The sequence below is a fragment of the Rhizobium sp. LEGMi-198b genome (assembly GCF_054114205.1).
In genome coordinates this window covers 438,248-452,509 of sequence record NZ_JBSYVH010000004.1, presented here as the reverse complement: position 1 = coordinate 452,509, position 14,262 = coordinate 438,248, and the positions used below count along the sequence as shown (strand labels likewise).

Annotated in this window: 17 protein-coding genes; 6 read left to right on the top strand and 11 right to left on the bottom strand. The window is 59.4% G+C overall.

The window, feature by feature from the left end; all coding sequences use genetic code 11:
- Positions 1–9 precede the first annotated feature (9 nt).
- Positions 10–1,266 (bottom strand): MFS transporter, encoded by a 1,257-nt coding sequence (locus ACXHXG_RS18655; protein ID WP_457900227.1) that lies wholly within the window; start codon positions 1,264–1,266, stop codon positions 10–12.
- Between the two features lie 136 nt (positions 1,267–1,402).
- Here ACXHXG_RS18655 and ACXHXG_RS18650 point away from each other — a divergent pair, with 136 nt between their 5' ends.
- The gene (locus ACXHXG_RS18650) at positions 1,403–1,696 is read left to right on the top strand and encodes a YggT family protein (protein WP_028751312.1); all 294 of its coding nucleotides are present in this window, start codon (positions 1,403–1,405) and stop codon (positions 1,694–1,696) included.
- On the top strand, positions 1,693–2,007 hold the full coding sequence (locus tag ACXHXG_RS18645) for a DUF167 domain-containing protein (protein ID WP_457900226.1): 315 nt from the start codon (positions 1,693–1,695) through the stop codon (positions 2,005–2,007). Before ACXHXG_RS18650 ends, ACXHXG_RS18645 begins: the two co-directional genes overlap by 4 nt.
- Here the strand turns inward: ACXHXG_RS18645 and ppa are convergent, their stop codons facing one another.
- The 4 genes from ppa to ACXHXG_RS18625 all read right to left on the bottom strand — a co-directional run bounded on the left by ppa (position 2,008) and on the right by ACXHXG_RS18625 (position 6,106).
- Positions 2,008–2,541, bottom strand: a complete 534-nt coding sequence (gene ppa / locus ACXHXG_RS18640) for an inorganic diphosphatase (RefSeq protein WP_028751314.1) — start codon at positions 2,539–2,541, stop codon at positions 2,008–2,010.
- A gap of 111 nt (positions 2,542–2,652) precedes the next feature.
- Positions 2,653–3,159, bottom strand: coding sequence for a GNAT family N-acetyltransferase (locus tag ACXHXG_RS18635; protein WP_104824627.1), 507 nt, complete (start codon positions 3,157–3,159; stop codon positions 2,653–2,655).
- Positions 3,160–3,366: 207 nt separating this feature from the next.
- Positions 3,367–5,184 (bottom strand): translational GTPase TypA, encoded by a 1,818-nt coding sequence (gene typA, locus ACXHXG_RS18630; protein ID WP_104824628.1) that lies wholly within the window; start codon positions 5,182–5,184, stop codon positions 3,367–3,369.
- A 238-nt stretch (positions 5,185–5,422) separates the two neighbouring features.
- Positions 5,423–6,106 carry a glutathione S-transferase family protein gene (locus tag ACXHXG_RS18625; protein ID WP_457900225.1) on the bottom strand — a complete coding sequence of 228 codons (684 nt, stop codon included), beginning with the start codon at positions 6,104–6,106 and terminating at the stop codon, positions 5,423–5,425.
- A gap of 119 nt (positions 6,107–6,225) precedes the next feature.
- Between ACXHXG_RS18625 and ACXHXG_RS18620 the strand changes: the two genes are divergently transcribed.
- Positions 6,226–6,690, top strand: coding sequence for a MarR family winged helix-turn-helix transcriptional regulator (locus ACXHXG_RS18620; protein WP_457900224.1), 465 nt, complete (start codon positions 6,226–6,228; stop codon positions 6,688–6,690).
- A gap of 100 nt (positions 6,691–6,790) precedes the next feature.
- Here the strand turns inward: ACXHXG_RS18620 and ACXHXG_RS18615 are convergent, their stop codons facing one another.
- Positions 6,791–8,854, bottom strand: coding sequence for a M3 family metallopeptidase (locus ACXHXG_RS18615; protein ID WP_104824631.1), 2,064 nt, complete (start codon positions 8,852–8,854; stop codon positions 6,791–6,793).
- Between the two features lie 100 nt (positions 8,855–8,954).
- Positions 8,955–9,596 (bottom strand): LysE family translocator, encoded by a 642-nt coding sequence (locus ACXHXG_RS18610; protein WP_285168351.1) that lies wholly within the window; start codon positions 9,594–9,596, stop codon positions 8,955–8,957.
- A gap of 159 nt (positions 9,597–9,755) precedes the next feature.
- Here ACXHXG_RS18610 and ACXHXG_RS18605 point away from each other — a divergent pair, with 159 nt between their 5' ends.
- Positions 9,756–10,238, top strand: a complete 483-nt coding sequence (locus tag ACXHXG_RS18605) for a MarR family winged helix-turn-helix transcriptional regulator (RefSeq protein WP_104824633.1) — start codon at positions 9,756–9,758, stop codon at positions 10,236–10,238.
- Positions 10,239–10,314: 76 nt separating this feature from the next.
- Here the strand turns inward: ACXHXG_RS18605 and ACXHXG_RS18600 are convergent, their stop codons facing one another.
- Genes ACXHXG_RS18600 through ACXHXG_RS18590 form a run of 3 tightly spaced genes read right to left on the bottom strand, consistent with a single transcriptional unit; the run spans position 10,315 to position 12,204 of the window.
- On the bottom strand, positions 10,315–11,538 hold the full coding sequence (locus ACXHXG_RS18600; protein WP_104824634.1) for an argininosuccinate synthase: 1,224 nt from the start codon (positions 11,536–11,538) through the stop codon (positions 10,315–10,317).
- 16 nt (positions 11,539–11,554) lie between these two features.
- The gene (locus ACXHXG_RS18595; protein ID WP_457900223.1) at positions 11,555–11,974 is read right to left on the bottom strand and encodes a type II toxin-antitoxin system RelE/ParE family toxin; all 420 of its coding nucleotides are present in this window, start codon (positions 11,972–11,974) and stop codon (positions 11,555–11,557) included.
- Positions 11,971–12,204, bottom strand: a complete 234-nt coding sequence (locus ACXHXG_RS18590) for a type II toxin-antitoxin system ParD family antitoxin (RefSeq protein ID WP_457900295.1) — start codon at positions 12,202–12,204, stop codon at positions 11,971–11,973. Before ACXHXG_RS18590 ends, ACXHXG_RS18595 begins: the two co-directional genes overlap by 4 nt.
- 98 nt (positions 12,205–12,302) lie before the next feature.
- Here ACXHXG_RS18590 and ACXHXG_RS18585 point away from each other — a divergent pair, with 98 nt between their 5' ends.
- The gene (locus ACXHXG_RS18585; RefSeq protein ID WP_457900222.1) at positions 12,303–13,157 is read left to right on the top strand and encodes an SDR family NAD(P)-dependent oxidoreductase; all 855 of its coding nucleotides are present in this window, start codon (positions 12,303–12,305) and stop codon (positions 13,155–13,157) included.
- Positions 13,158–13,222: 65 nt separating this feature from the next.
- Positions 13,223–13,864 carry a LysE family translocator gene (locus ACXHXG_RS18580; RefSeq protein ID WP_104824637.1) on the top strand — a complete coding sequence of 214 codons (642 nt, stop codon included), beginning with the start codon at positions 13,223–13,225 and terminating at the stop codon, positions 13,862–13,864.
- Here the strand turns inward: ACXHXG_RS18580 and ACXHXG_RS18575 are convergent.
- Positions 13,848–14,252, bottom strand: coding sequence for a hypothetical protein (locus ACXHXG_RS18575; protein ID WP_457900221.1), 405 nt, complete (start codon positions 14,250–14,252; stop codon positions 13,848–13,850). The two genes, ACXHXG_RS18580 and ACXHXG_RS18575, sit on opposite strands and share 17 nt — an antisense overlap.
- Between the last annotated feature and the right edge of the window lie 10 nt (positions 14,253–14,262).

The following is a 14,262-nucleotide window of genomic DNA, read 5'->3' as shown; positions in this document are numbered from 1 at the left end:
AATTGTGGCTCACGCCACCTGCGGCTCACCCTCTCGGTCCGGCGCGTTCAGACTGTCGATCTTTCGTAGTTGCGGAAAACCGGTTGCCCAGATGATCGCGACGGCCAGCGTACCGATGCCGCCGATGACGACGGCAGGGACGGCGCCGAAATAGCGCGCCATGGTGCCGGCCCGGAATTCGCCGAGCTCGTTCGACGCGCCGACGAAGACCATGTTCACGGCGTTGACGCGGCCGCGCACATGGTCCGGCGTCCAGAGCGTGATCAGAGTTTCGCGGACATAGACCGAGATCAGATCGGAGGCCCCCATGATGGCAAGGGCTGCGATCGACAGCCACGGCGTATGCGAAACGCCGAAGACCAACGTTCCCACTCCAAACATTGCGACGCCTATGAACATGCAAAGCCCGGCCCGATGCCGGATGGGATAGGTCGCCAGAAACAGGCCCATGGCAATCGCACCGAAACTCGGAGCGGCACGCAGCAGACCGAGGCCCCAGGGACCGAGCGTTAGGATATCGCGCGCATAGACAGGCATCAGCGCCACGGCGCCGCCGAGCAGCACCGCAAAGAGATCGAGCGAGACGGCGCCAAGCACCACCTTTTCCGACCAGATAAAATGGAAACCGGCGAGGATCTCGTTCAAGCTCCTCGATTCATGTGCAACACGTTGCTGCGGTTTCGGAATGAGGAAGGTCAGCAGCGAACCGGCTGCGAAGAACAGGACGGCGACGGTATAGGAAACGCTCGGGCCGATACCGTAGAGCAGGCCGCCCGCGACGGGACCGAGAATGGCGGCCGCATCCCAGGACATGGAATTCCAGGTCACCGCGTTCGACAGATCTTCCGGCGGAATGAGATTGGGCGCCAGCGATTGCGTTGCCGGCGTCATGAAGGCGCGCTCGATACCGAAGACGGTGAGGATCAGGAAAACCGGAAGCGGCGCGAAGGTGCCGGAAACGGTGAGGAACAGCAATGCCGCGGCACAGATCGTGCCGACGAAAATGCAGATGGCCGCCACCATACGCCTGTTGTAGCGGTCGGCAACGGTGCCAGTCACTAGGATCAGAAGTAGGGAGGGAAGGAACTGCACCAGACCGATCAGGCCGAGATAGATCGGATTGCCGGTATGGTCATACATCTGCCAGCCGACGGAGACGCTGACCACCTGCGTGGCAAACGCCGTCAGAAAGCGGGCAAAGAAGAAATAGGTGTAGGCGACATGCCTGAACGCGGCAAACCGGTCTCCGCTGGAAACCAACGACATGAGATGAGGCTTTCCGGCCGGAGCTGCGCAAGAACCCCGGGCCTGTTAAACATGATTCAGCGTGCTTCAAAGCATGGGACTTGCCCGTTAAGTCGCCAATGTCTACATGTCTGTCAACCGCGAAATGGAGACGGACATGCTCGCCTTATTTCAAACCATTGATCTGGCTTTGAATCTTTATACTTGGGTGCTGATCGCCAGCGCTATTTTTTCATGGCTCTATGCATTCAATGTTATCAATTCGAGCAATCAGTTCGTCAACTCGGTCGGAAGTTTCCTCTATGCAGTCACGGAGCCGGCGCTTCGTCCGATCCGGCGCGTGCTGCCCGATCTCGGCGGCATCGACATTTCGCCGATCATCCTGCTGCTGATCATCTTCTTCTTCCGTTCCCTGATGTGGAACACGCTTTACCCGCTCGTCGGCCGGTGAGCGAAGCCTGGCAGATTTTTGCCGATCATGTGAGACTGTCCGTCCGGCTCACGCCCAATGGCGGGCGTGATGCAATCGACGGGTTCGAGACCGGCGCCGACGGCGAGGCCTATCTCAAGGCGAGGGTCTCCGCCGTGCCGGAAAAAGGCAAGGCCAACAAGGCGCTGATCGCGCTTCTCGCCAAGAGCTTCGGCATCCCCAAATCCTCGGTCAGCCTCATTTCCGGCGACACCGCCCGTAAAAAAATCCTCCGGATCGATGGCGACCCGGAGGATTTGATAGGCAAGCTGAACGCTATAGCGAAAAACTGATCACTTCGCCTTCTTGGCGCGCTCGATCGCTTCGAGAATGAGTTCGCCGGCTTCCTTCGAGCCCTTCCAGCCATAGATCTTCACCCACTTGCCGGGCTCCAGATCCTTGTAGTGCTCGAAGAAATGCTCGATCTGCTTCACGGTGATTTCCGGCAGGTCGGTATATTCCCGGACCTTTTCGTAGCGCAGCGTCAGCTTCGGCGAAGGAACGGCAATGATCTTTTCGTCCTTGCCGGAATTGTCTTCCATCATCAGCACGCCGATCGGGCGCACGTTGATAACGCAGCCCGGAACCAGCGGACGGGTGCTGGCGATCAACACGTCGATCGGATCGCCGTCTTCGGAGAGCGTGTGCGGAACGAAGCCGTAATTGCCCGGATAGGTCATCGGCGTGTAGAGGAAACGGTCGACGACCAGCGTACCGGCGTCCTTGTCCATTTCATACTTGATCGGATGACCGCCGACCGGAACTTCAACGATGACGTTGACGTCTTCGGGCGGGTTCTTGCCAATGGAAATCGCGTCGATGCGCATGCGTCTCCCCTAATAAGGATGGTTGCTGCAGCCAGATAATCGGAATCATGACGCAACGCAACAAGGCATTGGGACGATGCGGGATTTTAATGGACGGTCGCAGCCGGTACCTTAGGGCCAGACGAAGCCGATCTTCTTGAGCTGCTTGCGATCGAAGGTCTCGATGCCCTCGCAGAAATCGGCACCGCCCTGGCCGCGATAGAAGCGGTCCGCATTCTCGTTTTCCTCGAGGCACCAGACGACCAATCCCTTGCACCCCAGCGATTTCAGGAGCCGGCGCGCTTCACCGAAGAGAAGCCGGCCAAGGCCGATGCCCTGATATTCCGGGCGAAGATAGAGTTCGTAGATCTCGCCTTCCTGAGGCAACGCGCGGGCGCGGTTGAGGCCGAGCGTGGCGTAACCGGCGATCTCGCCGGCGACGTCGAGGACTAGAAGGGTTGCCGGCCCGCTGGTCGCCTTGCGCCACCAGGCTTCGCCCCGGCGCTCGATCATCTGGCTGAGCGCGCGATGCGGAATGATGCCCGTATAGGTGTACTGCCACGACTGGCGGTGCACCTCGGAAATGGCTCGGGCATCATGCGGTTCTGCCCGACGAACATCAATCGACAACGTCTTCATAACGTCTACTCTGGTCCCGCCAGCGAAAATTAACCATCCACAAATCATGCGGACAGACGATTTGTTCACAGTCTTTACCTGTGGACGACTGCTGAAAATTAACGCATTTTTAACCTTTGCGACAAGGGCTCAAAAATCGAACACACAAAATAAAACCCCGGCACAGGGGCCGGGGTCAATTCGTCCGAAGCGGTACAAGTCGCGCTATTATGCGTAGCGAGCCTTCTCGAAACGCTTACGCTCGTTCGGATCGAGGTACATTTTACGCAGGCGGATCGACTTCGGCGTGACTTCGACCAGCTCGTCGTCCTGGATCCAGGAGAGCGCGCGGTCGAGCGTCATGCGGATCGGCGGGGTCAGCTTCACGGCTTCATCCTTGCCGGCGGCGCGGATGTTGGTGAGCTTTTTGCCCTTCAGCACGTTAACTTCGAGGTCGTTGTCGCGGCTGTGAATGCCGATGATCATGCCGGCATAGACCTTCTCGCCGGCGTCGATGATCATCGGGCCGCGGTCTTCCAGGTTGAACAGGGCATAGGCCACGGCTTCGCCGGCTTCGTTGGCGAGCAGCACGCCGTTGACGCGGCCGCCGATTTCGCCCTTGTACGGCTGGTAGTCATGGAACAGACGGTTCATGACGGCGGTGCCGCGCGTGTCCGTCAGAAGCTCCGACTGATAGCCAATCAGGCCGCGGGTCGGTGCGAAGAATACGAGACGGACGCGATTGCCGCCGGAAGGCCGCAGCTCGGCCATCTCGGCCTTGCGCTCCGACATCTTCTGCACGACGATGCCGGAATGCTCTTCATCGACGTCGATGACGACTTCTTCGATCGGCTCGAGAAGCTGGCCGCTCTCGTCTTTGTGCATGACGACGCGCGGACGCGACACGGCAAGCTCGAAGCCTTCGCGGCGCATGGTTTCGATCAGAACTGCAAGCTGCAATTCGCCGCGGCCGGAAACGTAGAACGAGTCCTTGCCTTCGGCTTCTTCGATCTTCAGCGCAACGTTGCCTTCGGCTTCCTTGAACAGGCGATCGCGAATGACGCGCGAGGTGACCTTGTCGCCCTCGGTGCCGGCATAGGGGCTGTCGTTGACGATGAAGGACATCGTAACGGTCGGCGGGTCGATCGGCTGCGCGATCAGCGGCTCATTGACCTGCGGATCACAGAAGGTGTCGGCGACGGTGCCCTTGGAAAGGCCGGCAATGGCGACGATGTCACCTGCCTGCGCGTCTTCGATCGGCTGGCGCTCGATGCCGCGGAAAGCAAGGATCTTCGAGATACGGCCGGTTTCGATCAGGTTGCCGTCAGCGCCCAGAACCTTGACGGCCTGGTTCGGCTTGATCGAGCCGGAATGGATGCGGCCGGTGATGATGCGGCCGAGGAAGGGGTTGGCTTCTAGGATCGTGCCGATCATGCGGAAAGGACCTTCGCCGACGGTCGGCTCCGGAACGTGCTTGACGACGAGATCGAGCAGCGGCGCCAGACCTTCATCCTTCGGGCCTTCCGGCGAATAGTTCATCCAGCCGTTACGGCCGGAACCGTAAAGGATCGGGAAGTCGAGCTGCTCGTCGGTGGCGTCGAGATTGGCGAAGAGATCGAAGACTTCGTTGATGACTTCGTCGGCACGGGCATCCGGACGGTCAATCTTGTTGATCGCGACGATCGGACGAAGACCGACCTTCAGCGCCTTGCCGACAACGAACTTGGTCTGCGGCATCGGGCCTTCGGCCGCATCGACGAGAACGATCGCGCCGTCCACCATCGACAGAATACGCTCGACTTCACCGCCGAAGTCGGCGTGGCCGGGGGTGTCGACGATGTTGATGCGGGTATCCTTCCAGACGACCGAGGTCGCCTTAGCGAGAATGGTGATGCCGCGTTCCTTTTCCAGATCGTTGGAATCCATGACGCGTTCGGCAACGCGCTGGTTCTCGCGGAAGGAGCCGGACTGCTTCAGAAGCTCGTCAACGAGGGTGGTTTTCCCATGGTCAACGTGCGCGATGATCGCGATGTTGCGAAGTGCCATAATCTTGTATCTCTGAGGCTGGGGCGCGGTATGAAGTGAACACGCCAATTACATTTGGCGCGCTCATACCCTTTTTTTCGCGTTTGCGAAAGGGGGGAGGCAAGAAAGCAACGGCAAGCTCGCCCCAGCGCGTCACGAATATGTCAACCTTGCGCCAACTGATGGCAAAAACCCTCGTTCTGCGATGTCGCCAATATCTGATGTAGGCAGCCGCCTTAGTCAGGATTCCTCCAACCTTTCAGGCGGCGCGTTTCAGCAGCCACGCCTCGTGATCCCTCAAGAATACCTTGAGACGATCGGGATAGTCTTGCATCACCGCCTCTCGCACACTTTGCCGCGAAGCCAATTCTGCGCGCCATGCCACGAGACGCGGTAATGCATCAAATATGCCGGTCGGCGTGATGGTATCGAACACGTCAAAGTAACGGAAGATCGGTGCGAAGACCGCATCGACCAGGCTGAATGCTCGGCCGGCGAAAAACGGTCCATCCTTCAATTCAGCCTCGACACGACCGAACTTGTCGATCAGCGCTTTGCGCTTCGTCTCATAGATCCCTTCGTCTTTGGCAGTCTCAAGCCCCCACAAATCCGAAAGGATGGAGGAGCCGAACTCGATCCAACCGCGATGCCGGGCACGCGCCAGCGGATCGGCCGGATGGAGTGGAGCGCCGGATTGGGTTTCCTCAAGATATTCGCAGATCACGGCGCTCTCGAACAAAACCGTTTCTGCCCCATCGCCCTGCCGCACGATAAGGAGGGGAACCTTGCCGAGGGGAGAAATGGCGAGGAACCAGTCGGGTTTCGCCGACAGATCGACATAACGGAGCTCGAACGGCACGGCCTTCTCAGTAAGCGTGATGACGGCCCGCTGAACGTAGGGGCAAAGATGGTGACTGACGAGGATCAGCTTTGCGTCGGACATGATCAGATCTCCTATTGTCTGACCCAGCAAATGGGCTGGAAATATCTCCATCCAAGATAGATGTAACTGCATCTATATCCACACTTGCCAAATTGGTCAATATAGATGTAATTGCATCTATGTCGGATAAATCAGATTTCGAATCCCCAAGGCCCTCGCCCGCCGTCACGCGAGCGTGGGTACGCCTCATGCGCACTCAGCAAATCGTCCTTGCGGCGATTGAGCAAGACTTGAAGGCGGCAGACCTGCCACCACTCGGTTGGTATGACGTGCTGCTGGAGCTGGCGCGGGCCACCGGCGGCAGGTTGCGACCCTATGAGATTGAGGAGCGCACGCTCCTGGCACAACATAACCTGTCTCGCCTTCTCGACCGGATGGAAAAGGCTGGTTTTGTCCACCGCGAGATATTTTCCGAGGACGGCCGAGGCCGCTGGGTCGTTATCACCGAGGCAGGAAGTGCCATGCGGAGCCGCATGTCGGCCGTCTATGCGTCGGCCCTTCAACGCCACCTCGGCGATAAGCTAGATGACGCCCAGGCCGATCAACTAGCCGAGTTGTTAGCTGTGCTTTCGCGCGCATCCTGATTGACCAGGCAAAATCAATCCAAACCAAACGCCGCCGCATAAATCGGTCGCAGAAGTTGACTTTTCGCGACCGATTTTTGCTGCATACCCAAGGCCGGAATCAGGCCGCCAATCCCTTTTTGCGTAGCATCGCATCCGGGCTCGGCAGCTTGCCACGGAAGGCCTTATAGGCCTCTTCCGGATCGATCGAGCCGCCGACGGAATAGATATTGGCCTTCAGTTTCCCGGCCATATCCGGATCGAAGGCATCGCCGGTTTCCTCGAAGGCGGCGAAGGCGTCGGCGTCCAGCACTTCCGACCACATGTAGGAATAATAGCCGGCAGAATAGCCATCGCCGGAAAACACATGCTGGAAGTGAGGCGTGGCGTGGCGCATGACGATCGAATTCGGCATGCCGATTTCCGAGAGCACTTCGGCCTGCACCACCATCGGGTCCTCGACCGCGCCGCGGGTATGGAAGGCCATATCGACCAGCGCCGAGGAGGTGAACTCCACCGTGTTGAAGCCAGCATTGAAGGTGCGGGCGGCCAGAACCTTGTCGAGCAGAGCTTGCGGCATCGGCGCGCCGGTCTCGTAATGGATGGCATATTCCCTGAGGATGGCCGGCACGGTCAGCCAGTGTTCGTAGAGCTGCGACGGCAGCTCGACGAAATCGCGGGAAACGCCGGTGCCGGATACCGAAGGATAGGTGACGTTGGAGAGCATGCCGTGCAGAGCATGGCCGAATTCGTGAAACAGCGTGCGGGCATCGTCGAGCGACAGCAGCGCCGGCTTGCCTTCGGCCGGCTTGGCGAAATTGCAGACGTTATAGATGATCGGCAGTTCGCCGACATGACCGTTCTTCAGCGGCAGTTTGTGCTGCGACTGGAACGAGCTCATCCAGGCGCCCGAGCGCTTGGAATTGCGGGCGAAATAATCCCCGAGGAAGAGCGCCACCAGCCTGTCGGAGCGATCGCGGATTTCGAAGACGCGCACATCAGGATGATAGGCGGGAACGCCCTTCTGCTCCACGGCGCGGATGCCGAAAAGGCGGCCGGCGACATCGAAGCAGGCTGCGATGATCTTTTCGAGCTGCAGATAGGGCTTCAGTTCCGTCTCGGAAAAATCGAACTTCCGCGTCCGGATCTTCTCGGCATAATGCCGCCAATCCCAGGGCATGACCTCATGATTGCGGCCCTCCTCCGCGATCAGCGCGGCGATATCGCCCTCTTCCTCGCGAGCGCGCTCCGCCGCCTTCGCCCAGACCGCCCTTAGAAGTTCATTCACCGCCTCCGGCGTTTTCGCCATGGTGTTGTCGAGCTTCAGTTCGGCAAAGTTGCCATAGCCGAGCAGCTCGGCCTTCTCTGCCCTCAGCGCCAGCGTCTCCTTGATGATCTTGCCATTGTCAGTCTCGCCGCCATTGGCGCCGCGCGCTACCCATGCCTTGAAAGCCTGTTCGCGCAGATCGCGACGCTCAGACGATGTCAGGAACGGCTCTATGATCGAGCGCGACAGAGTGACGGCAAATTTGCCTTCTTCGCCATGCTCGCGCGCCGCCGCGGCCATCGCGTCCCTCAGGAAATCGGGAAGACCAGCGAGGTCAGCTTCTTCGGAGAGGATCAGCGCCCAGCCCTTTTCGTCGGCAAGCACATTCTGCCCGAACTGCGCGCCGAGGCCCGCCAATTTCTCGTTGATCGCGGCGAGCCGTTCCTGCTCCGGCTTGGCAAGCTTGGCGCCCGACTTCACGAAACCCTTCCAATGCCGTTCCAGCACGCGGGTCTCTTCCACGGTCAGGCCAAGCTCCTCACGCGCTTCCCATAGCGCATCGATGCGGGCAAATAGTGCGGCATTCATGCCGATCTTCGAATAATGCCGCGACATCTTCGGCGCGATCTCTCGCTCCAGGGCCTGGATCACCTCATTGGTATGTGCCCCAGCCCGATTCCAGAATAGAGAGGAGACCCGCGACAGCTCGTCACCGGCGGTTTCGAGCGCAGTGACGGTGTTGGCAAAGGTCGGCGCCTCGCTGTTATCAGCGATCGCATCGATTTCCGCCTCATGAGCCGCAAGCGCTGCGTCAAAGGCAGGCGCAAAATCGGCGTCTTTCACGGCATCGAACCGCGGCAGACCCTGATGTCCGGTCCATTCGACGAGCGCTGGGTTGACGGCGGTTTGGGAAGACATGCAAGGCATCCTTTCGGCAGGCGTCTGATCGAAGCACGATATAAGACCCTCTCCGCCAAATTGGTATGGCGAGGGCGGAACAAATAATGAGGAATGATGGTCAGGCCTTACGCCAGCCAAGCAAGCCGGGCGTCGCATGCCACAAAGCCTGCGCCGCAAAACCCATGAACAGCACGCCGGAGCAGCGTACGATCAGCCGCTCGTGAGCGCGGTAGAACCGCCGGACCGCGCCCGCGCCGATAATGCCGATGAGAATAAGGTCAGCGGTGACGAAGCCGACAAAAGAAACGGTGAGCAGTAGCGGCAGCGCGCTGAACGTCAATGCGCCGGCCGAACCCGCCACCAGCGCGGTAAATGTTGCCAGCGCCACGGGATATCCTTTCGGATTGGTGACGCCGAAGATCAGGCCACGGCGAAAGGGACGCTCGACGTTCAGCAAGGCCTTGCCATCCTTCTTCGGCTTGGCGGTGAAGGCACTCCAGCCGATCCACGCCAGATAGAAACCGCAGAGCAATCCGAGCAGATCGAATACGACGGTGCCGATAGTTTTTGCGCCCACGATTGCAACCAAGGCGAGCGACGACCAAATGATGTCCCCGACCAAATGACCGCACATGAAGAAGGCGCCGGCCTTGCGCCCCTGCCCCGCGCCGATACCGAGGAGAGCCAAAAAAGCCGGTCCGGGAATAAGCACATAGAACAGCGCCGCCAGGAAGGCGCCGACGATAAGTGATTGCGTCATATTGGAAGTTCCCGCTGATTATCAGCACAGATTAGCAACGCATCTAACCGGGTCAAGTTAAACAAGTCCCTTGAAAGGGCAAGAATCCATTGAATTCGGGGGGCGAAATCAATAAAGATTGATCGGGGCCTAAAAACAAGCGTAAGTAGGGAAGCGCTTATGAGCAGCAGGATAGATACGGATTCGCTTGCCTTTCTTGTGGCGGATTGCGCCCGACTAATGCGAGCGGCCTTCGAGCGGCGCATCATGGTCGCGGGGCTAGGTCTGACGGCAGGGGAAGCACGCACGCTGATCCAGGTCGCCGCCGTCAACGGCAGCCGGCAACTCGATATTGCCACTCGCATGGGGTTGGAGCCGATGACGGTCAGCGCCTTCCTCGACAAGCTGCAGGCGCGCGGCCTGATCGAGCGTCAGCCCGATCCGCTCGACCGCCGCGCCAAGCGCATCGTGTTGTCGGAAACGGCCAGCGCCAAGCTGAAGCAGATCGGTTGCGAGATCTACGCGGTAGAGCAGGACGCGCTACAGGGCGTCGATCATTGCCTGCAGGACGAGCTCCATCATGCGCTCCGGACCTTCCGCAGCAATCTGCAGAATGCAGAGCTGCCGGCGGAGATGGAGCGCGAATTAAGGCCCGTGGAGTAAATCCAGCCCTGTGCGCGCGCAAGAAAAACCCGCCTCCGTCAACCGGAAGCGGGTTCGTATTTATTCGCAAAGCTGATTACTTCGACAGATTGCGCTTGGCGAGCGTGCGCAGGCGCAGCGCGTTGAGCTTGATGAAACCGGCAGCGTCCTTCTGATCGTAGGCGCCCTGATCGTCTTCGAACGTGACAAGCTTGTCGGAATAGAGCGACTTCGGGCTTTCGCGGCCGATGACCATGACATTGCCCTTGTAGAGCTTCAGCGTCACTTCACCTTCGACATGCTCCTGGCTCTTGTCGATCAGCGCCTGCAGCATTTCGCGTTCCGGCGAGAACCAGAAGCCGTAGTAGATCAGCTCGGCATAACGGGGCATCAGCTCGTCCTTGAGGTGAGCTGCGCCGCGATCGAGCGTAATGGATTCGATGGCGCGGTGGGCGGCGAGCAGGATGGTGCCGCCGGGGGTTTCGTAGACGCCACGCGACTTCATGCCGACGTAGCGGTTCTCGACGAGGTCGAGGCGACCGATACCATTGTCACGACCGTAATTGTTGAGCGTTGCGAGCAGCGTCGCCGGGCTCATGCGCTGCCCGTTGATCGAGACGGCATCGCCCTTTTCGAAGCCGACCTTGATGACGGTTGCCTTGTCGGGAGCGGACTCCGGTGAAATCGTGCGCATGTGCACATATTCCGGCGCTTCCTGCGACGGATCTTCCAGAACCTTGCCCTCGGACGAGGAGTGCAGCAGGTTGGCATCGACCGAGAACGGCGCCTCGCCCTTCTTGTCCTTGGCAACCGGAATCTGATGCTTCTCGGCGAATTCGAGCAGGTCGGTGCGGCTCTTGAACGACCAATCGCGCCACGGCGCGATGATCTTGATGTCCGGGTTCAGTGCATAGGCCGAAAGCTCGAAACGAACCTGGTCGTTGCCCTTGCCGGTCGCGCCATGGGCGATCGCATCGGCGCCGGTCTTGCGAGCAATATCGATCAGGTGCTTGGAGATCAGCGGACGAGCGATCGACGTGCCGAGCAGGTAGACGCCTTCATAGACGGCATTGGCACGGAACATCGGGAAGACGAAATCGCGCACGAATTCTTCGCGCACATCCTCGATGTAGATCTCCTTGATTCCGAGCATCTCGGCCTTCTTGCGCGCCGGCTCCAGCTCTTCGCCCTGACCGAGATCGGCGGTGAAAGTGACGACTTCTGCGCCAAGCTCCGTCTGCAGCCACTTCAGGATAATCGAGGTGTCGAGACCGCCGGAATAGGCGAGAACGACTTTCTTCACGTCTTTATGTGATGCCATGGTGATGAGGTCCGTTTCAATGCGAGCCTGCGGAAAGGCCCCGCAAACCCTGTATCGCGGCACTTTTAGCGAGATTATCGCGAGGCGCAAGGGGAAGTGCGGCAGAGTGGTACGGGAGCAGCGTCACAGGTGCGCGCCGATATTCATTCGCCGATGAACGATGCGGACGATCGTGAGTGTCTGGACGCCGTCTTTTGTAGATCTGGACGCCGTCTTTGTAGATAATGAAGTGCGAGCCGTAGGCCAAAGCGAGGTAGTCCGATCTGATGCCGCCAACTTTGCGACCGCGCGCGGTGCCGTTGAGCAGGGCATGGCAACGATCACGCATGGCGAAGACGTAATCCTCCGCTTGCTGGTAACCCCATTTTTCCTCGGTGTAGTCATAGATTTGATCGATATCGGACGCTGCCTTGGGCGAAAAGATCAATTTCTTCATCGCTGATTGCGCAACATTCGCTTTCTTTCGATAAAGCCGTTGAAATCAAATTCCTCCGGCTCTCCCGATGCCTCCCCCTCCGCGATGGCAGCCGCGATTGCTTCTATTTCCGCCCTATTACGCAACAGTTTCAGCGCGGCGTCGATGACTTCGCTCGGCGAATCGTAATTGCCGTGGCTGATCTGTTCGCCGATGAACGCATCCATCTGCTCGTCGATTTCTACGGACATATGTTTTGTCACGGACACGACCTCCAGCCGGTTTGACTTGGTTTCGGAAAATACCATATTCGGCTGCGAGCAAACAATGCCTGGGAGGGCGTCCGTCCGTGACCGATATTCAACAGATTTTCAAGAAATCCAATGTCGCCGTCATCACCGGCGGCGCGTCCGGTATTGGCTTTGCGGCCGCGAAATATTTCGCAAAGCTCGGCATGAGCGTCGCCATCGCCGATCTTGGCCGCGACCGGCTGGCCGCCGCGCGCGCCGAGCTCGAAGCGATCGCCGGGGTGGACCAGATCATGGCCGTCGAGACCGACGTTGCCCATAAGGAACAGCTCGAAGCTCTCGAACGCGCCGTCCTGCAGCATTTCGGCCGGGTGCATGTGCTGATGAACAATGCCGGCATCGGGCCGGAAACCTCGATCTTCAGCCCGCAGGCCGGTTGGGACAACATTCTCGGCGTCAATCTCCTGGGTGTCATCAACGGCACGCGCGTCTTCGGACCCGGCATGCTGGCCCATGGAAAGCCCGGCCTGATCATTAACACCGGTTCGAAGCAGGGCATCACCACGCCGCCGGGCAATCCCGCCTATAACGTCTCCAAGGCCGGCGTAAAGGTCTTCACCGAGGCGCTGCAGCACGAGCTGCGCAACACCGCAGGCGCGAAGATATCGGCGCATCTCCTGATCCCCGGATTCGTCTTTACCGGCCTGACCAAGGGCGACCGCCAGGAAAAGCCTGAAGCAGCCTGGACGCCGGAGCAGACGGTCGATTTCATGGTGGAGAGCCTCGAGCGGGGCGATTTCTACATCCTCTGCCCGGACAATGATGTTGCTCGGTCGACGGACGAACGCCGCATGCTCTGGGCCGCAGGCGATATCATCGAAAACCGCCCGCCATTGTCCCGTTGGCATCCTGACTACGCCGACAAATTCAAGGCATTCCTGGAAAACGAGGATTGATTTGCAAATAACCGAAAGCCGGATAAGAAAGCGCTGATACTCTTTTCCGGCTTTCGGAGCATGTCATGGACTTCATACCCAGCCTGACGACCCTTCTGGCTTTTTCGGCGGCCAGCCTGCTGCTTGCGGCAACCCCCGGCCCCGATATGACCCTGTCGATCAGCCGTGCATTGGCGCAGGGCAAGAAGGCAGCGCTTTTCGTAGTCCTCGGCACCAGCTTCGGCATCGTCGTCCATACATTCCTGGTGGCTTTTGGCGTTTCGGCACTGATTACCGCCTCGCCGCTCGCCTTCACGATCCTGAAAACCGGTGGCGCCGGCTATCTGCTGTGGCTGGCGATCCAGGCGATCCGCTTCGGCTCCAGCCTGTCGGTCAAGAAGGTGGATATGGCAAAGGGCACTCCGCTCGCCAATATCTCCACCGGCTTCTGGGTCAATCTGCTGAACCCGAAGGTCATCATCTTCTTCATGACCTTCCTGCCGCAGTTCGTCACTGCGGGCGATCCGGCGGTCACGCAAAAGCTCCTGTTCCTGGGCTTCTTCTTCATCATGATCGGCATGCCGGTCAACGCACTCGTCGTGCTTGCCGCCGACCGCCTGTCGACCTGGCTGCAGAAGAACCGCGGCGTCATGCGCGGCCTCGATTACGCCTTTGCGAGCGTCTTTTCGGTCTTCGCAGTGAAGATCTTCCTCACCCATTCTCGCTGAGAACAGGGCCGCGCCCGGCGAACCGGCCGGCGATCCACCAGTAGACGGTGGCGCTGACGGCTCCGAGAAAGGCAAAACAAACGACGATGGTGATCAGATTGAGGGTTTGCGGCCGTTCCACGCTCCCCGAGAGCACAACCGATGCCGACGCTGACAGCAAGGCGCCGTAAATGGCGTAACCGTACCAGCGGCGCATGCCGCGCCATTCGAAAATTGCAATGACGACAAGCGATGGCAGGATGCTGACGATCATCGCGAGCTTGGTCAGCATGACGGTGAGGGCGAAGAGCTCAGGGGCGGCCGTTCCCGGCATGGTCCAGGCGGCGACGCAAGCCAACACGAAGCCCATCAGAACACAGGCGCCGAGATAGCCCCAAAGGAGCCGCATCGGCCTGCGC